The organism is Umezawaea sp. Da 62-37, from assembly GCF_032460545.1.
In the GTDB taxonomy this organism is placed as follows: domain Bacteria; phylum Actinomycetota; class Actinomycetes; order Mycobacteriales; family Pseudonocardiaceae; genus Umezawaea.
The window spans coordinates 1058669-1083884 of the sequence record NZ_CP135965.1; the positions used below are offsets into that span (position 1 = coordinate 1058669).

4 protein-coding genes are annotated in these 25216 nt (G+C 73.6%); all 4 read right to left on the reverse strand.

The annotated features are described in order from the left end of the window. Positions 1–40: 40 nt before the first annotated feature. From RM788_RS04530 to RM788_RS04545, 4 genes are read right to left on the reverse strand one after another with little or no spacing between them, the layout of a single operon-like run. Positions 41–250: an MbtH family protein gene (locus tag RM788_RS04530; protein WP_315930242.1), complete on the reverse strand. Its 210-nt coding sequence runs from the start codon at positions 248–250 to the stop codon at positions 41–43. Between the two features lie 26 nt (positions 251–276). Continuing rightward, the gene (locus RM788_RS04535; protein ID WP_315930243.1) at positions 277–3612 is read right to left on the reverse strand and encodes a non-ribosomal peptide synthetase; all 3336 of its coding nucleotides are present in this window, start codon (positions 3610–3612) and stop codon (positions 277–279) included. Next, positions 3605–5386, reverse strand: coding sequence for a carbamoyltransferase family protein (locus RM788_RS04540; RefSeq protein WP_315930244.1), 1782 nt, complete (start codon positions 5384–5386; stop codon positions 3605–3607). The genes RM788_RS04535 and RM788_RS04540 overlap by 8 nt, the downstream gene beginning before the upstream one ends. Position 5387: 1 nt before the next feature. Next, positions 5388–25211 (reverse strand): non-ribosomal peptide synthetase, encoded by a 19824-nt coding sequence (locus RM788_RS04545; protein WP_315930245.1) that lies wholly within the window; start codon positions 25209–25211, stop codon positions 5388–5390. Positions 25212–25216: the final 5 nt, after the last annotated feature.

Below are 25216 nucleotides of genomic sequence, written 5' to 3' on the forward strand. Positions count from 1 at the left end.
GTGCCGCGAGCGTGATGGTGCCGTCAGGCCGGACGGTCGGTCAGTTCTCGCCCATGGCCAGGCGCAGGCTCTTGGGGCGCATGTCGGTCCACACCTCTTCGATGTGCTCCAGGCACTTCTCGCGGGTGCCGCTCACGCCGACGGCGTGCCACCCGGCCGGGACGGGCCTGCCGACGGCCCAGATGGAGTACTGCTCCTCGTCGTTGGCCACGACGTCGTACTCCGGCGCGATGGTGGTCGACTCGCTCATCGTGTTCTCCTCGCTGGTTGTTCGGATCAGGTGGCGGGCGTGCTGTCCTGCTCGACCGCGGTGACGAGCGCGCGCAGGGTGGGCTCGGCCAGGAAGTCGGCCAGGTCCACCACCACGCCCAGGGACTCGTCCACGCGGGCGAGCAGCTTCAGCGCCTTGATGGAGTGGCCGCCCAGCGCGACGAAGCTGTCGTCCGGGCGGGCGCGGGTGGTGCCGAGGGACTCGCACCAGAGCGCGACGACGGCGTCGGTGAGCGGGTCCGCCGGGAACGCACCGGTGTCGGGCCCGGTCGACGCCGGGGTGTCGTCGGACAGGGAGGCGAGCAGGGTGGCGCGGTCGACCTTGCCGTTCGCGTTGAGCGGCAGCCGATCCGTGACGACGACGGCGGGGATCATGTAGTCCGGCAGCCGCGTGCGCAGGGCGTCGGCGATCCCGGCGGGGTCGGCCAGGTCCGCGTCCCCCGTGACGCAGGCCAGCAGCTCGGTGCTGTCGGCCGTGGCACTGGCGAAGACGACCGCGTCGGTGACGCCGGGCAGGGAGCGCAGCGCGAGTTCGATCTCGCCGAGCTCCACCCGGAAGCCGCGGACCTTGACCTGGTCGTCCGTGCGGCCGACGAAGTGGAACGTCCCGTCGGCCACCGGCCGCACCCGGTCGCCGGTGCGGTAGAGGCGGCCGCCCGCGGCGCCGAACGGGTCGGGCACGAACGAGGCCGCCGTGAGGGCCGGATTGCCGTGGTAGCCGCGGGCCAGGCCCGCTCCCCCGACGTGCAGCTCCCCCTCCTCGCCGGGCGCCACCGGGTGGCCGTCGGGTCCGAGCGCGTAGGCGGTCGAGCCGGTGACCGCCCGGCCGATCGGCAGCGGGCCGGGGTCGACGTTCGCGGGCGTGACCCGTTGCAGCGTGCTGACCGTGGTGTTCTCGGTCGGGCCGTAGACGTTCACGACGCGGGCCGGCGGCTGGTGGGCCATCAGCCGCGCGAGCCGCCGCTCGTCGGCCTTCTCACCGCCGAAGATCAGCAGTCGGACGGCCCGCAGGGCGTCCGGGGCGAAGTCGATGACCGTGTGCAGCAGCGCGGTGGGCAGCCCGAGCACGGTGATCCGCTCCTCGGCCAGGAACGCGCGCAGCCGGGCCGGGGACAGGGCGTCCTGCTTGTCCCCGATCACCAGCACGGCACCGGAGCCGAGCGCGCCCCACAGCTCCAGGATCGAGGCGTCGAACGCCGGGTTGCACAGGTGGGCGACGCGGTCGTCGGAGTGGTAGACGATGCCCTCGGCGTCGGGGACGAGACGGCTGATCCCGCGGTGCGGGACCACGACGGTCTTGGGCCGCCCGGTGGAGCCGGAGGTGGAGATCAGGTAGGCGGCGTCCTCGCCGACGACCCGCACCGGGACCGCGGGGTCGACCGCCCGACCACCGCTGTCGAGCAGGTCGTCGAGCCGGAGCACGCGCGCGTCCGGTGGCAGCTCCGGGTGCGGTCCGGCCACGAGCACCGCGTCGGCCACCCCGTGCAGGGCGGTGCGGACGCGGTCCGCGGGCTGGTCGTGGTCGAGCGGCAGGTAGGCGCAGCCCGCGTAGAAGATGCCGAGGTAGGCGCTCACCGAGTCGATCCCGCGCGGCAGCGGGACCGCCACGACGTCGCCGCGGCGCAACCCTGCGGCCCGCAGACCGGCGGCGATGGCGACCGCCCGTTCGTCGAGCTGCCGATAGGTGATCTCGACCCCCCGGTGCCGCAGCGCGGGTGCGTCGGGCCGCTGCGCGGCGCGCAGGCGGACCAGCTCCGGCATCGGCCGCCGGGCGTCGGGCTCGCCCAGCGCCGAATCGGCGTGGGCGGCCGCGGTGTCCGACTCGGCTACGGCCTGCGGGCGGCGGGGCACGGTCAGGGGCGCGTCCGGGCGGGCGAACGCGGCACGGGCGGCGTCCAGCAGTCCGGTGTGGACCTCCGCGGCCCTCTCCGGGGAGAACAGCCTGCCGAGGTACTCGAACTCGGTGGTCGTGCGCTCCGCCTGGCGGGTCACCGACCACAGCAGCTCGTACTTGGAGGTCCCCGTCGGCAGCAGTTCGCGGTGGGCCTCCACGCCGTCGAGCCGCAAAACGCTACCCGCGGCGTCGAGGTAGGTGATCCCGGCCTGCACGAGCGGCGCGCGGGCGGGGTCGCCGCCGGGGCCGAGGTCCTCGACGATGGTCTGGAACGGCACGCCCCGGTGGGCCAGCGCCCCGGTGGTCGCGCGGCGGACCTCGCGGGCCAGTTCCCTGGTGGTGATCCCCTCGGGGAGCACCAGCCGCAGCGGCACCGGGTCCACGAACATGCCGATCTCGTCGCGCCGCGCCGCCGTCCGCGAGGAGGCGGCGATGCCGATCACCACGTCGCGTTCCCCGGTCAGCGCGACCAGACCCGCCACGTAGGCGACGATCCAGGTCATGAACGGGCTGAGCCGCTCCTGGGTGGCCAGCCCCGCCATGGCCTCCAGCAGGTCGTCGGCGCAGACCAGCGGGTGCACGCCGCCCGCGTTGCCCGGCGCGGCCGTGCGCGGCAGGTCGTGCGGCAGGGCGATCCCGCGGGGAGCGCCCGCGAGGGTGCGCCGCCAGTAGGCGCGGGACTCGTCCTCGTCGACCAGCCGGGAGGCGGTGTCCTCGGTCCGCGGCGCGGGCTCGGTGTCGGCGGCGGTGGCGCCCTCCGCGTACAGCCTGCCGAGGTCTTCCTCCAGGATCGCGAGCGAGGACCCGTCGCACACGAGGTGGTGCACGGTGAGCAGCAGCAGGCCGTCCTCGTCGCCGCGGTCCACGGCCAGCGCGCGCAGCAGCGGCGGGGTGGCCAGGTCGAAGGGCTTGCGGGCGTGCTCGTCGATCATCTGCCGCACGGTGGCCTCGGGCAGGCCGACGGCGTCCAGCCAACGGCACGACGCGGTGGCCCGCGGCGTGGTGACCGCCCGCCCCGGAGCTTCGAAGCCCCGGCGCAGGGCGTCGTGGCGGACGACGAGCGCGTCGAGGGCGTTGCGCAGCCGCGGCACGTCGACGCGGCCGGGGAACCGGTAGAGCGCCGCGATGTGGTACTGCGGCGAGCCGGGTTGGAGCCGTTCGGCGAACCAGAGCCGTTCCTCGGCGGGGGTGAGCGGGCGCACCTCGTCCTCGGGCCGGGGGTCGGCCAGGAACGACAGCAGGTCGCCGAAGCGGGGGTACTGGTAGAGGACGTCGAGGTCGAGGTCCTCCCCGGTGAGGGCGCGCAGACCGATGGCGGTCTCCACGGCCAGCCCGGAGTCGCCGCCCGCCTCGAAGAAGTCGTCCTCCGGGCTGACGTGGTCGACGCCGAGCACGGCGCACCACGTCCCGGCGACGGCCTCGCGCAGGCCGTCGGGGTGCTCAGTCATCCGAACCCCCGGACTCGGGCTCGCGCACGACCAGCCAGTCGCCGATGGCCAGTGCGTCGATGGTGGAGCGCGCGTAGGTGGCGACGGCTTCGAGCGGGGTGCGCACGATCGGCTGGCCGCGCAGGTTGAACGAGGTGTTGAGGAGGACGGGGGTGCCGTGGTCCTCGCCGAAGCGCCGGATCAGGGCGTGGAAGCGCGGGGCCGATTCCTGCTCGACGACCTGGACCCTGGCGGACCCGTCGACGTGGGTGATCGACGACAGCTGGTCGCGGTAGGCCTCGCGCACCTGCGTGACGAACAGCATGTGCCGGAAGCGGCCTTCCTGGCCGGGCTCGATCTCGAAGTACTCGCCCGCCTTCTCCGCGATCACCGCGGGCGCGAACGGCCGGAACTCCTCGCGCTGCTTGACCACCGTGTTCAGGTGCTCGCGCATGTTCGGGACCGACGGGTCGGCGAGGATGCTGCGGTTGCCCAGCGCCCGCGGGCCGAACTCCATCCGCCCCTGGTGCCAGGCGACCACCGAGCCGGAGCCGATGAGGACGGACACCTCCTTCAGCAGCGAGTCGCCGGGCAGGTGGCGCACCTGGTGCCCGGACCCGAGGGTCTCCAGGGCCGCCTCGACGTCGGCGTCGCCGAACTCGTCGCCCCAGTAGGGCATGCCCATGGGCGAGGGGTCCGCGGGAACGTGTTGGCGCAGCACGTGCAGGGCCGCGCCGAGCGCGGTCCCGTCGTCGCCCGCCGCGGGCTGGACGAAGACCTGGTCGAACAGGCCGCTGCGGGAGATCAGGCCGTTGGCGGTGCAGTTGAGCGCGACACCGCCCGCCAGGCAGAGGTTCGCCGACGACGCGCCGGTGGCGGCGAGGCCGTCGCGCAGCACGAACAGGAGGGCCCGCTCGATCGACCGCTGGAGGACGGCGGCGATGTCCATGTGCCGCTGGACGACCGGCGCGTCGGGGTGGCGCGCGGGCCCGAACATCTCCTCCAGTCCGCGGATCGCGCCCTGGTGGGTCTCGCGCTCCTCGGGTGTCCGGTCGAGCGCCAGCAGCGGCACGGCCAGCTCGCCGCCGGGGCGGAGGGAGACCAGTTCGGCGTTCGGGAAGACCCCGGTGTCGCCGTAGGGCGCCAGGCCCATCACCTTGTACTCGTCCATGCCGGGCAGGAAGCCGAGGTACTGGGTGACGACGCTGTAGAGGATGCCGAGCGAGGCGGCGACGGGGTAGGTGCGCACCGCTTCCAGCGCGCTGCCGCTGCCGCTGAACAGCGACGTCGACTCCGACTCCCCCATGCCGTCGGTCACGAGCACGATCGCGTCGCGGAAGCCGCTGAGGTGGTAGGCGCTCGCGGCGTGCGCCAGGTGGTGCGGGACGCGGACGAGCTTGCGCTCCCAGTCCTGGTCCGGGTAGTGCGCCCGCAGCACCTCGAGCTGGACCTCCTCGCTGTAGGCCTCGCTGTACCAGCGCTTGAGGCGGTCGTCGAGCTCGAACGCCGGGGTCGGCTCGTAGCGGAAGCCGTGCGCGACGAAGTCGACGTCGTCGAGCGTCACGCCCGCCATCCGCAGGCACGCCTCGATCGCGTCGACCGGGAACTTGCCGGTGCCCTTGTCGCCGTCGTGGCGCTCCTGCGCCGAAGCCGCGATGACACCGTTCTCGTCGACGAGCGCGGCGGCCGAGTCGAGCCCCTGCACCAGGCGCTGTTCACGCCAGTCGAGTCCGGGCGTCATCCGCTTCTTGAGCTCGGCGGTCCGGTCGAGTCCGCTGATTCCGAGGACCAGCACGTCAATCTCCTGTCTGTGCGGTGGAGCCGCGGAGGGCGTCGGCCACGGCCTTCACCCGCGGACGGCGCATGAGCTGGAAGTGGTCCCCGTCGACGTGGGTGACCGCGAGGGTCCCGGTCAGGCCGCGCCACGCCTCGACGACCAGGTCGCGGTCCTCCCCGGACGCGAGGACGAGATCGGCCGGGCCGTCGAACGCCTCCGGGCGGTGGTCCACGAGTCCGATGAACATGTCGCGCCAGAACGCCATGAGCGCGGCGACCGTGGGCCCGTCGAGCCCGGCCACGGCCGCGGGGTCGACGCCGAGGGCGCCGAACAGCCGGTCGGCTCCGTCGAACCGCAGCAGCGGCGCGGGTCCCTGCTCCAGGACGTCGTCCCGGAGCGCGTCGAGGGTGGCGATGTCCTGTCGTTCCGCTGCCACGTCGGTGGTGCGCCGCGGGTCGGAGTCGACGAGAACGAGGCGGTGGACGCGGATTCCCCGGTCGGTCAGCGCGCGGGCGAGCGCGTGGGCGACGACGCCGCCCGCCGACCAGCCCGCGACCACCGGCTCGCGGTCCCCGAGCACGGCCACCAGTTCGTCGGCGTACCGCTCGGCCAACCCGGCGAGGTCCGTCGCGCCGGAGTCCTCGCCGCCGATGCCGCCCTGCACGCCGAACGCCTCGAAGTCGGCCGCCACCTCGCCGAGGAGGTCCAGGTAGCTGAACAGCGTGCCGCCCACGGGGTGGACGAGGACGAGCGGGCGAGCACCCCGGACACCGCCGAGCGGCACGACGGCGCGGCTCTCGGCGGGTCCGCCGCCTGCCGGCATCGCGTCGATCCGCGCGGCCTGCTCCGCGATGGTGGACGCCGTGTACAGGTGCGCCAACGGGATCTCGACCCCGAAGTCACGACCCAGCGCCATCGTGAGGCGGATGGCGAGCAGGGAATGCCCACCCAGGGCGAAGAAGTCGTCGTGCACCCCGACGTCCGCCAGGCCCAGCACCGCCCGCCAGGCGTCGGCGATCCGCCGCTCGGTCGCGTTGCGCGGGGCCACCACGTCCTGACCGGGCAGTTCGGCGTCGTCCGGCGCGGTCAGCGCCTTGCGGTCGAGCTTGCCGCCGACGGTCGTCGGCAGCGCGTCGATCGGCACGAGCACCGTCGGGATCGCGGCGGCGGGCAGCAGCCCCGCCAGGTGTTCGCGGATCTGCTCCCGGTCGAGCACGGCTCCGTCGGCGAGGACCAGGTGGGCGACCAGCCGCACCCGGCCGTCCGCGGCGGAGCGGTGGGCGGTGACCGCCGCCGCGTCGACCGCAGAATGCCCGCGCAGCACGGCTTCGACCTCCTCGGGCTCGACCCGCTGGCCCTGGATCTTGACCTGGTGGTCGTTGCGGCCCAGGAACTCGATCTGCCCGTCGGCGGTGTACCGGCCGAGGTCGCCGGTGCGGTACAGGCGGCTTCCGGGTTCGCCCCAGGGGTCCGGCACGAACACCGCGGCGGTCGCGCCCGGCCGCCGGACGTAACCGCGGCCCACACCGGCTCCACCGATCACGATCTCGCCGGGCGATCCCGGAGGCACCCGGTGCAGGTCCTCGTCCACCAGGTGCACGCGGACGTTCCCGTACGGTCGGCCGATCACCGACGACTCGTGCGCCCCGATGTCCGCGAAAGCCGCGTCCACCGTCACTTCGGCGGGCCCGTACATGTTGTGGGCGACCACGTCGGGGTGCGCGTGGAAGGCCTGCCACAGGTCCGGCGGGCACACCTCGCCGCCGAACGCGATCAGCTTCGGCGGGTGCGGGGCGTCCAGCAGCCCGGCTTCCACCATCAGCTGGACCTGCGAGGTGGCGACGTCGATGACGTCGACCGACCGCGCCGGGTCCTGCGCCAGTTCGACCAGGTGCCGCGGATCCCGCCCGTCCACACCGGACACGACCAGCAGCAGGTGGCCGTCCAGCAGCGGCAGGATCTGCGTCAGGAAGAAGTCGGAGATGAACGCCGACGTGCCGGTCAGCACACGGGCGTTCTGCCCGATCGCCAGTCCGGCCCGCCGCATCCTCGGCAGCAGCAGGGTTTCCGCGTAGTTCGCCAGGCCGCCGTGGTCGACCATCACGCCCTTCGGGCGGCCCGTCGACCCCGACGTGAACATCACGTACGCCAGGTCCCGAGCGCCCACGCGAGGGAGGTCCACGTCCGGCACGTCGGCGTCCGGTTCCGGGGACAGGGTCGTCCACGAGCCGGGCACGGTCGTCGGGTCCAGCGACACGACCACCGCCGGGACCGCGTCGGCCACCATCACGTCCAAGCGAGCGGCGGGCAGTTCCGGGTCCAGCGGCAGGAAAGCGCCGCCGGACTTCCACGCCGCCCACACCGCCACGACCGCGTCCACACCGGGGCGCAGGTGCAAGCCGACGACATCGCCACGACGCACACCGGCCGCGACCAACCGCCGTGCCAGCACCTCGCTGCGCTCGTCCAGCTCCGCGAAGGTCAACCGCTCGTCACCCGACTCCACCGCGACGGCGTCGGGCCACAGCCCCACCCGCTCGCGGAACAGCTCGTGGACGGGTGTGGTGCACGCGGGCGCGGCGGTGTCCCCGGTCCACGCGGCGATGCGGTGCTCCTCGTCGTCGTTCGCGCGCAGGAGTTCGGCGACCGCGATCCGCGGGGACCCGCCCACCACGTCCACCAGGCGCGCGAACGACGTCGCCAGGTCCTCGGCCGCGCCGACCTCGAACAGGCCGGTGTTCAGCGCCAGGGACAGGTCGAGCCCGCCGGCCGTGCGCGCCGTGGCGAGGGACAGGTCGAACCGGTCGGCGCTGCCCTCGATCGGCAGGTCGCCCAGGACCAGATCCGTCCGCGCCTGCCCGGCCTCGCGATCCGTGCCCGCCGTGAAGGAGAACATGGTGCGGAACAACGGGTTCGCGCTCTCCGCGCGATCCGGTGCCACCGCTCGGACGACCTGCTCGAACGGCGCCTCCTGGTGCGCGAACGCCCCCAGCACCACCTCCCGCACCCGTTCCAGGTGCGCGGCGAAGTCGTCTTCCGGGTGGATCACGACGCGCAGCGCCAGCGTGTTCACGAAGAAGCCCACCACCGGTGCCAGGTCGGCGTGCGAGCGCCCGGACACCGGGACGCCGACGGTGAAGTCGCGCTCGCCGGAGCGGCGGGCCAGCAGCAGGCAGTACACCGCGAGGTAGACCACGAAGTCCGTGGCGCCGACCTCCGCGCGGATCCGGTCGAGCCCGGCCAACGACTCGGCGGGCACGGTGCGCGAACTCGCCTCGAACGGCGCGGCGCCATCCTGCGCGCGACTGCCCGGCGAGCGCGGCCACGGCGCGGGCGCGCCGTCGAGCACTTGCCGCCAGTAGGCGAGGTCGTCGTCCGACCGCCGCGCGACCAGGTCGCGGTGCCAGACCGCGTAGTCGGCGTAGGAGACGGCGAGCGGGGTCAGCCCGGCGGCCGCGACGTCGCCGCCCGCCCGGTACAGGGCCCAGAACTCCTGTTCGAAGACGTCCGAGGACCACTCGTCGATCGCGACGTGGTGCGCCACGAACAGCAGCACGTGCCGATCCGGGGCGGTCCGCCACGCGGTCACCCGCAGCACCGGTCCGGCGCTCAGGTCGAACGGCCGCGCCACCTCCCGGTCGACGAGCCCCGGAACGTCGGCCTCGACGGCGTCGAGCACCGCCAGACCGCTCCGGGCCGCGGTGCCGACGCGTTGCACGACCCGGCCTTCCTCATCGAGGTGCAGCGTCGTGCGGAAGGACTCGTGGCGCTCGACCAGCGCGGCCACGACGGCGTCCAACACGGTCGTGTCGAGGTCCCCGCGCACCTCGTAGCCCCAGGGCACGTGGTACGTCGGGCTTTCCGGGGCCAACTGCCACAGGAACCACTGCCGCTCCTGCGCATGCGACGCGGGCAGATCACGCCCCTCAGCGCGCTCGACCCGAGGAATCCCCACGACCGCACCCGCCGCCACGTTCCGATCGATCAACTCGGCCTGACCCGCGATGGTCGGGTGCGCGAACACCTCGTGCAGCGCCAGGTCCGCGCCGAGGTCCGCCCTGACCCGCATCGCCAGGCGGACCGCGAGCAGGGAATGCCCACCCGCGCCGAAGAAGTCCTGGTGCACACCGATGTCGGTCAACCCCAGCACCGCTTGCCACGCGTCGGCGACCCGCCGCTCGGTCGCGTTCCGCGGAGCCACCACGTCCTGGCGGAACAGGCCGACGTCGTCCGGCAGGGTCAGCGCCTTGCGGTCGACCTTGCCCCCCACCGTCATCGGCAGCGCGTCGACCGGCACCAGCACCGTCGGGATGGCCGCGGCCGGGAGCAGAGCCGCGAGGTGCTCGCGGATCCCTTCCCGGTCGAGGACCGATCCCCCGGCCACGACCACGTGCGCGACCAACCTCAGCCGACCGTCCGTGCCGAAGCGGTGGGCGACGACCGCCGCCGCGTCCACGGCGGGGTGCCCGCGCAGCGCGGCCTCGACCTCTTCCGGCTCGACCCGCTGGCCCTGGATCTTGACCTGGTGGTCGTTGCGGCCCAGGAACTCCAACTGCCCGTCCGCGGTGTACCGGCCGAGGTCTCCGGTGCGGTACAGCCGACTTCCGGGTTCACCCCACGGATCCGGGACGAACACCGCGGCGGTCGCACCCGGCCGCCGGACGTACCCGCGCCCCACACCGGGGCCGCCGATCACGATCTCGCCGACCGCCCCCGGCGGCACCAGGCCCAGTGATTCGTCCACCAGGTGCACCCGCGCGTTCCCGTACTGCCGTCCGAGCACCGGCGAGAGGTGCGCGCCGAGGTCCGCGCAGGTCACGTCGACCGTCGTCTCCGCGGGGCCGTACAGGTTCTGCGCGACGACCTCGGGGTGCGCGCGGAGCGAACGCCACAGGTCGGGCGGGCACGCCTCGCCGCCGAACGCGATCAGCTTCGGCGGGTGCGGGGCGTCCAGCAGCCCGGCCTCCACCATCACCTGGATCTGCGAGGTGGTGGCGTCGACGAGGTCCACCGCCAGCGCGGGGTCGTGGGCCAGTGCGACCAGGTGCCGGGGGTCCCGGCCTTCGGCGCCGGACAGCACGACCAGCCGGTGCCCGTCGAGCAGCGGCAGGATCTGGCTCAGGAAGAAGTCGGAGATGAACGCCGACGTCCCGGTCAGCACCCGCCCCTGTCCACCGACTTCGAACCCGGCCCGGCGCATCCGCGGCAGGATGAGGACTTCCGCGAAGTTCGCCAGGTTGCCGTGGTCGACCATCACGCCCTTGGGGCGACCGGTCGAGCCCGACGTGAACATGACGTACGCCAGGTCGCGCGCACCCACCCGAGGCAGATCCACCTCCGGCGCCGCGACGTCCGACTCCGGCGACAGGACCGGCCACGAGCCGGGCACGGTCGACTCGTCCTGCGACAGCACGACCGCGGGACCCGCGTCCGCCACCATCACGTCCAACTGGGCGGGTGGCAGTGCCGGGTCCAACGGCAGGAACGCGCCGCCGGCCTTCCAAGCCGCCCACACCGCGATGACCGCGTCGACACCGGGCCGCAGGTGCAGGCCCACCACGTCGCCGCGACGCACACCCGCCGCGACCAGCCGACGGGCCAGCACCTCGCTGCGCTCGTCCAGTTCGGTGTAGTTCAGCCGCTCCTCGCCCGACTCCACGGCGACGGCGTCCGGCCACAGCCCCACCCGCTCGCGCAGCGACTCGTGCACGACGCGGTGGTCCACCACTCCGGCGGCCTGCCCGGCCCACGCGGCCAGGCGTTCTCGGTCGCGTCGGCTCGCGCGCAGGAAATCGGCCACGGCGGTGCGTGGGGAGCCCGCCACCGCGTGCAGCAGATCGGTGAACGAGGTCACCAGCTCCTCCGCCGCCGGGGCCGCGAAGCACTCGCCGCTGAACTCCAGGGCCAGGTGGAGTCCGTCGGCCGTGCGCGTCGTGGAGAGGGACAGGTCGAAGCGGTCGCTCCCGCCGCCGAGCGGCAGTTCGCCCACGGTCAGGCCGTTGGGGGCGCCGCGCTCCACGCGGTCCGCGTAGTGCGCGCCCTCCGTGAAGGAGAACATGGTGCGGAACAACGGGTTCGCGCTCTCGGCTCGATCCGGTGCCACCGTCCGGACCACCTGCTCGAACGGCGCCTCCTGGTGGGTGAAGGCACCCAGCACGACCTCGCGCACCCGTTCCAGGTGCGTGGCGAAGTCGTCTTCGGGGCGCACGACCACGCGCAACGCCAGCGTGTTCACGAAGAAACCCACCACCGGCGCCAGGTCGGCGTGCGACCGCCCGGACACCGGAACGCCCACGGTGAACTCGCGGTCACCCGACTGGCGGGCGAGCAGCAGGAAGTACACGGCCAGGTAGACCATGAAGTCGGTGGCCCCGACCTCAGTCCGGACCCGGTCGAGTCCGGCCAACGCGTCGGCGGGCACGGTGCGCGTGAGTTCTCCGGCCGTGGGGACGGCGGCGTTCTCCCCCAACGCGTGCGGCCAGGAGGACGTCGTGCCGTGCAGGGCGTCACGCCAGTAGGCGAGGTCGTCCTCCGACCGCCTCGCGACCAGGTCGCGGTGCCAGACCGCGTAGTCGGCGTAGGAGACGGCGAGCGGGGTCAGCCCGGCGGCCGCAACGTCGCCGCCCGCCCGGTACAGCGCCCAGAACTCCGCCTCGACGACGTCCAGCGACCACTCGTCGATCGCGACGTGGTGCGCCACGAACAGCAGCACGTGCCGATCCGGGGCAGTCCGCCACACGGCCACCCGCAGCACCGGTCCGGCGCCCAGGTCGAACGGCCGCGCCACCTCCCGGTCCACGAGCCCCGACAGCTCGGCCTCGGCGGCCTCCCGGACGGTCACGCCACCGTTCCACGCGGCGGCGATCCGTTGCACCAAAGCGCCTTCGTCGTCCACGTGCAGCGTGGTGCGGAAGGATTCGTGGCGGTCGACCAACGCCCCGACTGCCGCGCCCAACGCGACCGTGTCGAGGTCGCCGCGCACCTCGTAGCCCCAGGGCACGTGGTACGTGGGACTCTCCGGGTCCAGCTGCCACAGGAACCACTGCCGCTCCTGCGCGTGCGACGCGGGCAGATCACGCCCCTCGGCGCGCTCGACCCGAGGAATCCCCACGACCGCACCCGCGGCGGCGTTCCGGTCGATCAGCTCGGCCTGACCCGCGATGGTCGGGTGCGCGAACACCTCGTGCAGCGCCAGGTCCGCGCCGAGGTCCGCCCTGATCCGCATGGCGAGGCGGACGGCGAGCAGGGAATGCCCGCCCAGGGCGAAGAAGTCGTCGTGCACGCCGACGCGGACGTCACCGAGCACCGCCTGCCACGCGTCGGCGATCCGCTGCTCGGTCACCGTCCGCGGCGCGATCACGTCGGCCGCTTCGACGTCGTCCGGCGCGGTCAGCGCCAGGCGGTCGAGCTTGCCTCCGACGGTCATCGGCAGCGCGTCGACCGCCACGAGCACCGTCGGGACCGCCGCAGTGGGCAGCGATCCCACCAGGTGCTCGCGGATCTGCTCCCGATCCAGCACGGCTCCGTCGGCGAGGACCAGGTGGGCGACCAGCCGCACCCGGCCGTCCGCGGCGGAGCGGTGGGCGGTGACCGCCGCCGCCTCGACCGCGGAATGCCCGCGCAGCACGGCTTCGACCTCCTCGGGCTCGACCCGTTGACCCTGGATCTTGACCTGGTGGTCGTTGCGGCCCAGGAACTCGATCTGCCCGTCCGCGGTGTACCGGCCGAGGTCACCCGTCCGGTAAAGCCGGCTTCCGGGCTCTCCGAACGGATCCGGCACGAACACCGCCGCTGTCGCACCGGGGCGCCGGACGTAACCGCGGCCCACACCGGGTCCACCGATCACGATCTCCCCGACCGACCCCGGCGGCACCTGGTGCAGGTGCTCGTCCACCAGGTGCACCCGCGCGTTGCCGTACGGTCGGCCGATCACCGGCGACTCGTGCGCGGCGAGGTCCGCGTACGCCACGTCGACCGTCGTCTCCGCGGGCCCGTACTGGTTGTGCGCCACGACGTCCGGGTGCGCGCGGAACGCCCGCCACAGGTCCGGCGGGCACGCCTCCCCACCGATGGTGACCATCCGCGGCGGGTGCGGGGCATCGAGCAGCCCGGCCTCCACCATCACCTGGACCTGCGAGGTGGCGACGTCGATGACGTCGACCGACCGCGCCGGGTCCTGGGCCAGTTCGACCAGGTGCCGGGGATCCCGTCCGTCCACACCGGACACCACCAGCAGCAGGTGGCCGTCCAGCAGCGGCAGGATCTGCGTCAGGAAGAAGTCGGAGATGAACGCCGACGTGCCGGTCAGCACGCGGGCGTTCTGCCCGACCGCGATCCCGGCCCGCCGCATCCTCGGCAGGATGAGGACTTCCGCGTAGGTGGCCAGGTTGCCGTGGTCGACCATCACGCCCTTCGGGCGGCCCGTCGACCCCGACGTGAACATCACGTACGCCAGGTCGCGCGGACCCACGACGGGCAGGGTCACGGACGGCACGTCGTCACCGGCCGGGGACAGGGTCCGCCACGAGCCGGGCACGGTCGCCGGGTCGAGCGTCACGACCACGGCCGGAGCCGCGTTCAGCGCCATCGCCTCGATCCGAGCGGCGGGCAGTTCCGGGTCCAGCGGCAGGAAAGCGCCGCCCGCCTTCCACGCCGCCCACACCGCGACGACCGCGTCGAACCCCGGCCGCAGGTGCAGCCCGACCACGTCCCCGCGCCGCACGCCCGCCGAGACGAGTCGCCGCGCCAGCACGTCGCTGCACGCGTCCAGTTCCACGAAGGTCAGCCGCTCGTCACCCGACTCCACCGCGACGGCGTCCGGCCACAGCCGCGCGCTCCGCCGGAACAGCTCGTGGACGGGTGTGGTGGACGCGGGCGTGGTGGAGTCGCCCGTCCACTCCGCCAGGCGGCGCTGTTCGTCGACGCTCGCGCGCAGCACCTCGGCCACCGCGTTGCGCGGCGATCGGCCCACCTCGCGCAGGAGGGCGGCGAACGCGGAGACCAGCTCCCCGGCCACCGGGGCCTCGAACAGGGCGGTGTCGAGCTGGAGCGTCAGGTGCAGGCCCTCGGTCGTGCGCGTCGCGCCGAGGGACAGGTCGAACCGGCTGCCGCTGCCCTCGATCGGCAGGTCGCGCAGCACCAGGTCGGCGTGCTCGGTCAGCCGGTCGGTGAGGTCGGTGCCCGTGGCGAAGGAGAACAGGGTGTGGAACAACGGGTTCGCGCTCTCGGCGCGATCCGCCGCGACCGCGCGGACCACCTGCTCGAACGGCGCGTCCTGGTGCGCGAAGGCCCCCAGCACGACCTCGCGCACCCGTCCCAGGTGCGCGGCGAAGTCGTCTTCCGGGTGGATGACCACGCGCAGGGCCAGGGTGTTCACGAAGAAGCCGATCACCGGCGCGAGATCGGCGTGGGCGCGGCCGGACACCGGAACGCCCACCGTGAGGTCCCGCTCGCCCGACCGTCGGGCCAGCAGCAGGAAGTACACGGCCAGGTAGACCATGAAGTCGGTGGCCCCGACCTCCGCCCGGACCCGGTCCAGCCCGGCCAGCGCGTCGGCCGCGACGGTGTACGACGCTCCCGCGGCCACACCCTTGCGCCCGCTGGTGGGCGGCCAGGGCGGCGGTGCGCCGTCGAGCGCCCGACGCCAGTGGGCGAGGTCGTCGTCCAGCTGCCGCTCGACCAGGTCGCGGTGCCAGACCGCGTAGTCGGCGTAGCGGACGTCCACGGGAGCCAGCCCGGCGGCGGCGAGGTCGCCACCGGCCCGGTACAGCGCCCACAGCTCCTGCTCGAAGACGTCCAGGGACCACTCGTCGACCGCGATGTGGTGCGCCACGAACAGCACCACGTGCCGATCGGGCGCGGTGCGCCACACGGTCAGGCGCAGCACGGGTCCGGTGCCGAGGTCGAACGGCAGCCCCACTGCCTGCTCGACGAGCGCGGGCAGGTCGGTCTCGTCGGCGTCCAGCGCCGTCAGGCCGCTCCACGTCGTCGTGCCGACGCGTTGCAGCACTTGGCCTTCGGCGTCGACGTGCAGCGTGGTGCGGAAGGACTCGTGGCGCTCGACCAGCGCCGCCACGGCGGCGTCCAGCACGGCCGTGTCCAGGTCGCCGCGCACCTCGTAACCCCAGGGGACGTGGTAGGCGGAGGACTCCGGCGCGAGCTGCCAGAGGAACCACTGCCGTTCCTGCGCGTGCGAGGCGGGCAGCTCCCGGCCCTCGACGTGCGGGATGCCCGCGACGGCACCGGTGCGCCGGTCGATCAGGTCGGCCTGCCCGGCGACGGTCGGTCGCGCGAACACCTCGTGCAGGGGCAGGTCCGCCCCCAGGTCGGCGCTGATCCGCATGGCGAGGCGGATGGCGAGCAGCGAATGCCCGCCCAGGCCGAAGAAGTCGTCGTGCACGCCGACGCGGGCGACGCCCAGCAGCGCCGACCAGATCGCGGCGATCCGCCGTTCGTTCGGCGTGCGCGGTTCCACCACGTCCCGCCGCGGCAGTTCGGCGTCGTCGGGGACGGTGAGCGCGGCGCGGTCCAGCTTGCCGCCCGCGGTCATGGGCAACGCGTCGACGGTCACCAGCACGGCCGGGATCGCCGCGGCGGGCAGCCGGTCGGCGAGGTAGGCCAGCACGTCGTCCCGGTCCACCGCGCCGACCAGGTGCGCGACCAGCCGCAGGCCGCCGTCCGGGCCGACGCGGTGGGCGGTGACCGCCGCCGCCTCGACCGCGGAATGCCCGCGCAGCACCGCTTCCACCTCTTCGGGCTCCACGCGCTGACCCAGGATCTTCACCTGGTGGTCGCCTCGACCGAGGAACTCGATCTGCCCGTCGGGGGTGTACCGACCGAGGTCTCCCGTGCGGTAGAGACGACTTCCCGGCTCACCGAACGGATCCGGCACGAACACCGCCGCCGTCGCGCCCGGCCGTCGCACGTATCCACGGCCCACGCTCGGACCGCCGATCACGATCTCGCCGACCGAACCGGGCGGCGTCAAATCCAGGGTGGCGTCGACCAGGTGGACCCGCACGTTCCCGAACGGGCGGCCGATCACCGAGGAGTCGTGCGCGGCGAGGTCCGCGAAGGTCGCGTCGACCGCCGTCTCGGCGGGTCCGTAGGTGTTGTGCACGACCGCCTCCGCGCGACCGCGCAGCGCGGCCCACAGGTCGGGCGGGCACGCCTCGCCGCCGATCGAGATCAGCCGCGGCGGGTGCGGCGCGTCCAGCAGCCCGGCCTCCACCATCAGCCGCACCTGCGACGTCGTGGCGTCGATGACGTCCACCGCGCTCGACGGGTCCTGGGCCAACCCGACCAGGTGGCGCGGATCCCGCCCCTCGCGACCGGCCAGCACGACCAGCCGCTGGCCGTCCAGCAGCGGCAGGACCTGCGACAGGAAGAAGTCCGAGATGAACGCCGACGTCCCCGTCAGCACCCGCGCCCCTTGGCCCGCTTCGACGCCCGCGCTCCGCATCCGGGGCAGCAGCAGGGCTTCCGCGAAGTTCGCCAGGTTGCCGTGCTCGACCATCACGCCCTTGGGGCGACCGGTCGAGCCCGACGTGAACATCACGTACGCCAGGTCGTGCCCGCCGACTCGGGGCAGGACGACGTCCGGCACGGCGGCGTCGGACTCCGGCGACACGGTCCGCCACGGGGTCGTCGCGTCCAGCGACACGACGACCGCCGGTTCCGCGTCCGCCACCATCACGTCGAGCCGGGCCACCGGCAGTTCCGGATCCAGCGGCAGGAACGCGCCACCGGCCTTCCACACCGCCCACACGGCGAGCACGGCCACGACACCCGGCCGCAGGTGCAGCCCCACCACGTCACCACGACGCACACCAGCCGCGACCAGTCGACGGGCCAGCACCTCGCTGCGCTCGTCCAGCTCCGCGAACGTCAGCCGCTCGTCACCCGATTCCACGGCGACGGCGTCCGGCCACCGGCCGACGCGAGAGCGCAGCACCTCGTGCACGGGCGATCCGGACACCGGAGCCGGCATGCCCTGCCACGAGGCGAGCAGCCGCACGTCCGCCGCGCCGACCAGCGGCGTCGCGCGGTGATGCGCCCCGCCATCCTCGGTCAGGGCGCGCAGGGCCCGGAGGGTGCTGTCCCGCAGCCGCGCGACCTGCCCCGCCGTGAGGCCGTCGAGGGCGTAGGCGATCTCCAGGACCAGGCCGTCGGAGCCCGGTTCGCGGCTGAAGGTCACGTCCAGCGGGAAGTTGGTGCGCGCGACGCCGGGGAGCACCGGGTCGTCGCCGGACCGGTCGATCGTGCCGTCCGTGGCGATCCGCGCGATCCGGTGGAAGTTGTTGTAGGTGAAGTTGGACTCGAACAGCGGCTGGTCGCCGCCGAACTCGCGCTGGAGCGCGGCGAGCGGGTAGCGGCGGTGCGGCGACAGGTCGCGCTCGGCCCGGTGCACCGCGCGGGCGAGGTCCAGCCAGCTGCCTTCCGGCAACCGCACCCGCAGCGGCACGGTGTTGAGGAAGAGGCCGCGCGCCTCGGAGCCGTCGGTCTCCTCCAGCCTGCCGTTGGAGGTCAGGCCCAGCAGGACGTCCGCCGAACCGGAGAACAGGGCGAGCACCTTGAGGTGCGCGGTGAGCACGACGGTCTTGACCGGCACCGCGGCGCGGGCGGCGAACTCCTCCAGTCCGCGGAGCAGGTCGGCGGGCAGCGGCGTGGTCAACGCCCCGTGACCCGCCGCCTCGTCGCGGACGTGGCGCTCGCCGTCCACCTGGTCGCCCGCGAGTGCGGCGTCCCACCGGGCGATCCGCCCGTCGGGGACCGCGGCGAGGCGGTCGCGCCAGAAGTCCTTGCTCTCCAACGAGTCCAGGGCCGCGCGTTCGGCGGCGACGAAGTCGCGGTACAGGGAGCGGAGGGGCTCGGCCGCGGGCTGTCCGCCGTCGAGGAGGCGGCGGTACCGATCGGTGATCTCCGCGAGCGTGGAGACCATGCTCCACCCGTCGAGGATGGCGTGGTGCTCGGTGACCGTCCACTGGAAGGCGTCGTCGGACAGCACGTGCACGGCCATCCGGAACAGCGGCGCGTCGGCCACGGCGAACCGCTCGCCCTGCTGCTGCCGCACGTGCTCCACCAGCGTGGAGCGCCGCTCGTCGGCCGTCGCCGGACGCAGGTCGACGACGGTGAACGGCACCTCGACGCGGGCGTGCACCAGTTGCATCGGCTCGGAGAACCCGACCAGGTCGAACGACGTGCGCAGCACCGGGTGCCGGGCCACCGTCCGGTCCACGGCGGCCCGGAACAGCCGCTCGTCGAAGCGTCCGGCCAGCCGCAACGTCTCCACGTTGTGGTAGGCGTTGCGGGCGCGGTCGCGCTCCATCTCGTAGACCATGCCGACCTGCAACTGCGCCATCGGATAGGCGTCTTCCAGGCCTTCCGGCAGCAGCGCGCGGTCGTCGTCGGCGACGAGCGAGAACGGCAGGCTCGTCTCGGCGGCGGCGCCGGCCGGGGCGACGGTGGCGGCGAGACCGGCGACCGTCGGGGCGTCCAGGAGGTCCTTCAGCTCCACGGCGAACCCGGCGTCGCGGATCCGGCCGAGGATCTGGATGCTGCGGATCGAGTCGCCACCGAGGTCGAAGTAGTTGTCGTGCCTGCCGACCAGGTCGACGCCCAGCACGTGGCGCCACACGTCGGCGAGCAGCGTCTCCAGCTCGCCCGACGGAGCCACGTACCGCTGACCCAGTTCGGGCCGGTCGGCGCCGGGCTCGGGCAGGGCGCGGCGGTCCACCTTGCCCTGCGGCGTCAGGGGGAGCGCGTCCATCGTCACGAAGTGGCGCGGGACCATGTAGTCCGGCAGGCGGTCGCCCAGCCACGCCCGGACCTCGTCGAGCGACGGCGGGGTGCCGTCCGGCACGAGGTACGCCACCAGGTCCGTGCGGCCGTCGGCGTCGGTGCGCGTCGTGACGACGGCTTCGAGGACCCGGAGGTGGGTGGCGAGGACGTTCTCGATCTCGCCGGTCTCGATGCGGTAGCCGCGGATCTTGACCTGGGTGTCGGCCCGGCCCTGGTACTCGAGCCCGCCGCGGGCGTTCCACCGGGCCAGGTCGCCGCTGCGGTACAGGCGGGCGCCGGGCACACCGGACACGTGGTCGGGCACGAACCGCTGGGCGGTCAGCGCCGGGAGGCCCGTGTAGCCGCGGGCCAGTCCGGCGCCGGACACGTGCAGTTCGCCGATGACGCTGATGGGACAACGGTTTCCGTACGGGTCCAGCACGTGGACTCCGAGGTCCGGCAGGGGGACGCCGACGGGGCTGGCGTCGCCGTCGACGTGACCGGCGTCGAGTTCGAGGTAGGTGACGTGCACGGTGGTCTCGGTGATGCCGTACATGTTCACCAGCAGCGGCGCGGCGTACCCGTGGCGGGACGCCCACCTCCGCACCGAAGGCCGGTGCAGGGCTTCGCCGCCGAACACCACGGCCCGCAGCGCGAGGTCACCGCGCAGGCGCTCGTCCGCGGTCTCGAACTGGCGGAACGCCGACGGCGTCTGGCTCAGGATCGTCACGGACTCGTCGCGCACCAACGCGTAGAACGCCTCCACGTCTCGGCTGACCGCGTACGGCACCACGACAACCCGGCCACCGGTCGTCAGCGCGCCCCACATCTCCCAGACCGAGAAGTCGAACGCGAAGCTGTGGAACACCGACCACACGTCGTCGACACCGAACGGCATGCGCTCGCGCACCCCGCGGATCAGCCGCACCACGTTCCGGTGCGTCACCGTCGTCCCCTTGGGGCGCCCGGTCGACCCCGACGTGAAGATCACGTAGCAGCCGTTGTCCGGGTCGATCGCGGGCAGGGCGGTGCCGTCGACCTCGGCCGGGCCGTCGACGTCGACCAGCTCCCACGGTCCACTCGGGACGGTGGCCGCCGTCGCCTCGTGCACCACGACCAGCGGCGCGCCGACGTCGCGCAGCATGAACTCCAGGCGGTCGGCCGGGAACGCCGTGTCCAGCGGCACGTACACGCCACCGGCGCGCAGCACGCCCAGGCACGCCACCACGGTCTCCCAGGAGCGCTCCAGGAACACCCCGACGCACACCTCCGGCCCGACGCCCAAGAGCCGCAACCGGTGCGCGAGGAGGTCGGCGCGGTCCGCCAGCTCCTGGTAGGTGAGGGAGACGCCGTCGCACGTCAGCGCCACCGAGTCCGGTCGTGCCGAGGTCGCGGCCACCACCAGGTCGTGCACCGCCGCCGCGCCCGGCACGTCCAGCGCCGCCCGCGACCAGGCCGCCAGCCGCCGTTCCTCCCGGCTCGCCAGCAGCACGGCCGTGGTGTGGAGGGAGGAGGGGGTGGCGGTCATCGCGTGGATCGCGCGCAGGTGGTGGTCCCGCAACAGGACCGCCTGGTCACGGGTGATCTTGCGGGTGTCGTACTCCAGCTCCAGGCGCAGTTCCGCGCTACCGGCCTCCCTGCTGACCGAGACGAGCAGCGGGAAGCTGGTGCGGGCGGACCCGGACGACCCCTGGTCGGCGGAGTCGAGGTGCCACGCGCCGCCGCCGTCGGCCAGCCTGCCGAACTGGTGGAAGTCGTTGTAGACGAACCCGGCGTCGAACAGCGAGACGCCGCCGAGTTCGCGCTGGAGGGCGGCCATCGGGTAGCGGCGGTGCGGCAGGACGTCCTGCTCCGCCTGGAAAACGGCGCGCGCGAGGTCCTGCCAGCTCCCGTCCGGGAGGGCGACGCGGAACGGCAGGGTGTTGAGGAACAGGCCGCGCACCTCGGCGCCGTCCGCTTCCTCCAGGCGACCGTGGAAGGACAGGCCGGTCGTGACGTCGTGGCCGCCGGTAGCGGCGGCGAGCGCGCGGAGGTGCGCCGTGAGCACGGCCGTCTTGAACGGGACTCCGGCGCGGCGCGCGAACACCTCGACATCCGAGCGGAGTTCGGCGGGCAGGGTGGTGACGAGCGAACCGCCGTGGTCGTGGCGCTCGCCGGGAACGACGTCCCCGAGCGCGTCCGGCGCCTCGACCGACCAGCGCGGCAACGGGCTGCCGTCGCTGCCCGCCAGGAGGTCGCGCCAGTAGTCGCGGCTCTCCGGGTCGTTCAGGGCCGCGTGCTCGGCGGCGATGAAGTCCCGGTAGGTCGAGCGGAGCGGGACGGGTTCGGGGTCGTGCCCGACGAGCAGTCCCTCGTAGGTCGTGCTGATCTCGGCGAGGGTGGAGGTCAGGCTCCAGCCGTCGAGGATAGCGTGGTGTTCGGTGACGGTCCACTGGAAGGTGTCGTCGGACAGCACGTGCACGGTCATCCGGCACAGCGGGGCCGTGGTGAGGTCCAGCGGGGTGCGCCGCTCGACGGCCAGGTGCCCGTCCACCACCGCTCGTGCGTCCGCCGCCGTCCCGCGCAGGTCGACGACGGTCAACGGGATCCCGGCCGCGGGGTGCACCAGCTGCATCGGCGCGCTGAAGCGGCTCATCGCGAACGAGGTGCGCAGGACGGGGTGCCGCGCGGTCACCCGTGCGAGCGCGGCGCGGAACGACGCCTCGTCGAACGCTCCGGTCAGCCGCAGGGTGTGGACGTTGTGGTACGGCTTGCGGTCGGGGTCGCGCTCCATCTCGTAGACCATGCCGACCTGGAGTTCCGCCATCGGGTAGGCGTCTTCCAGGCCGTCGGGCAGCAGCGCGCGGTCGTCGGCGGCGACCAGGGAGAACGGCTGGGACCGCGTGGTGGCGGCCGTACCCTCCGGCGCGGCGGCCTCCAGCGCGGCGGCCAGTCCCGCCGGGGTCGGGTTCGCCAGCATGGTCCCCAGACCGGTGGTGAGCCCCGCTTCCCGCACCTCGCCGAGGACCTGGATGCTGCGGATGGAGTCGCCGCCCAGGTCGAAGAAGTTGTCGTGCCGACCGACCCGGTCGACGCCGAGCACCTGCGACCAGATCCCGGCCAGCAGCTCCTCGACCGCGCCGACCGGCGGCACGAACTCCTGGGCCACGTCCGGCCGGGCCTCGTCCGGGTCCGGCAGCGCGCGCCGGTCCACCTTCGCGTTCGACGTGAGCGGCAGGACGTCCAGGAACACGAACAGCCGCGGCACCATGTAGGTCGGCAGCCGCTCCCCCAGCCACGCCCGCACCTCGCCGATCGACGGCGCTTCGCCGTCCGCGACGAGGTAGGCGACCAGGTCGACCCCCGCCGAGGAGTTCGGGCGGGTCACCACGACGCAGTCGCGCAGGGCGGAGTGCTCGCGCAGCGCGGCCTCGACCTCGCCGAGTTCGACGCGGTACCCGCGCACCTTGACCATGTGGTCGACCCGGCCGAGGAACTCGACCCGGCCGTCGGGCGCCCAGCGGCCCTGGTCACCGGTGCGGTACAGGCGTTCCCCGGCCTGGAACGGGTGCGGCAGGAAGCGGTCGGCCGTCAGCCCCGGCTGGCCGAGGTAACCGCGCGCCAGGCACGGACCGGACACGCACAGCTCGCCCGGCGTCCCCACCGGCACCGGCGTCCCGGCCTCGTCGAGCACCCACACCTCGGTGTCCGCCAGCGGAACGCCCAGCGGCAGCGGACCCGCCGGGACTTCACCTCGGCGGAACGAGCCGCACACCGAGAACGTCGTGGTCTCCGTGGGCCCCCAGCAGTTGACGACCTCCAGGTCCGGGCAGCGCTCCAGGATCCGCGCCACGTGCGCGGGCGAGACCGTCTCGCTGCCGGTCAGGACCCGGCGCAGGCCGTCGAACAGCCGCGGCTCGTGGTCCACCAGCAGCGCGAACAGCGACGCCGTCGCGTGCAGCACCGACACCCCGGACTCGGCGACCCACGCGGCGATCTCCTGCGGCCCGTAGCGGACCGGTGGCGCCAGCACGAGCCGTCCGCCGCCCACCAGCGGCGCCCACACCTCGAACGTGGACACGTCGAAGGAGGCCGAGGCGATCTGGAGCAGGGTGTCGTCGGGCCCCGCGGTCATGGTGTCGCCGCCGCGCAGCAGCTCGGTGACGTTGCGGTGCCGGGTCACGACGCCCTTGGGGCGCCCCGTCGACCCGGACGTGAAGATGACGTAGCAGCCGTTGTCCGGCCCCGCGCCGCCGTCGAGGTCCCCACCGTCGCCCGGCATGGCCTCGTCCAGCGACAGCACGTTCCAGGGGCCTTCGGGGACGCTGCCCGCGGCGTCCCCGGCGGTGAGCACCAGCGGGGCCGCGGACCGGTCGAGCATGTACTCCAGGCGGGAGGCCGGGAAAGCCGGGTCCAGCGGGACGTACAGGCCGCCCGCCTTGAGGACCGCGAGCCAGCCGACGACCATCTCGACCGACCGCTCCACGCACACGCCGACCGCGACGTCGGGGCCGACGCCGAGGCCGCGCAGCCTGCGCGCCAGGCGGTTCGCCCGCGCGTTCAACTCCTGGTAGGTCAACGATTCCGCGCCGGACACCAGGGCGACCGCGTCCGGCGACGCCGCCACGCGCTCCTCGACCATCCGGTGCACGGGGGTGGACGGCACCTCGGCCGTCGTCGAGTTCCACGACTCCAGCACGGCGCGCTCGTCCGCGCCGAGCAGCGACGCCCACCGATGCTCGGCGTCCGGGTCGGCGACCATCTCGGCCAGCACCCGCAGGTGGTACCCCCGCAGCAGGGCGACCTGCGCGGCGGCCAGCGTCCGCGCGTCGTACTCGACCTCCAGGTTCAGGCCGTCGCCGCCGGGTTGGCGGACGAACGCGGCCACCAGGGCGAAGTGCGTGCGCGCCACGTCACCCGCGGGCACGTCGTCGCCCTCGGCCGGGATCTGCTGGAAGTCGGTGTAGACGAAGTTGGTCTCGAACAGCGGTGCGCCGCCGAGTTCGCGCTGCAACGCGCCCATCGGGTAGCGGCGGTGCGGCAGCAGGTCGTTCTCGGTGTCGAAGACGGCCCGGACGAGGTCGCGCCAGCTGCCGTCGGACAGCGCCACCCGCAGCGGCACGGTGTTGACGAACAGGCCGACCACGTCGGCGCCGCCCTCCTCCTCCAGCCTGCCGTTGGCGGTCAACCCGACCACGACGTCCGCAGACCCGGTGACCAGGCCCATCGCCTTCACGTGCGCGGCCAGCAGCACGGCCTTCACCGGCACCCGGCACGACCGGGCCAGCTCTTGCAGCCGTCGTGGGAGGTCCGCGGGCAACGGGGTCACCAACGAGCCGTAGCCCCGCTCGGCGTCGTGGGTGTGCCGCTCCCCCGCCACCGGTTCGGCGGTGGGCACCACGGGCCGGTCCGCGGGCCAGCGCGGCAGGCGGCTGTCCGGCGGCTCGGCCAGCCGCCGGCGCCAGAACTCCGTGCTCTGCGGTGACTCCAGCGCTTCGCGCTCGGCGACGATGTAGTCGCGGTAGGTCGAGCGCGGCGGCGTGGTCGCCGGTTCCCCGCCCGCGAGCAGGAGCCGGTAGGCGTCGGTGATCTCCGAGACGAGGGAGGCCAGGCTCCAGCCGTCGAGGATGGAGTGGTGCTCGGTGAACGTCCAGTGGAAGGCGTCGTCGGACAGCACGTGCACGCCCATGCGGCACAGCGGTGCCACCGACACGTCCAACGGGGTGCGCCGCTCGGCGTCCAGGTAGGCCGACAGCACCGGGCTCGCGTCCAGGCCGCGCAGGTCGACCACGGTCAGCGGGATCTCCGCCGTGTCGAAGACGAGCTGCATCGGCTCGCTGAACCCGACCAGGGCGAAGGAGGTGCGCAGGATCGGGTGCCTGGCCACGGCCCCGGTCACCGCGCGGCGGAAGCACCGCTCGTCGAACGCTCCGGCCACCCGCAGCGTGTGGACGTTGTGGTAGGGCAACCGTTCCGGGTCGCGCTCCATCTCGTAGACCATGCCGACCTGGAGTTCGGACATGGGGTAGGCGTCCACGAGCAGGGGTGGGCCCTGCGTGACCACCGAGTCCTCCGCTGTGCTCATCGGGT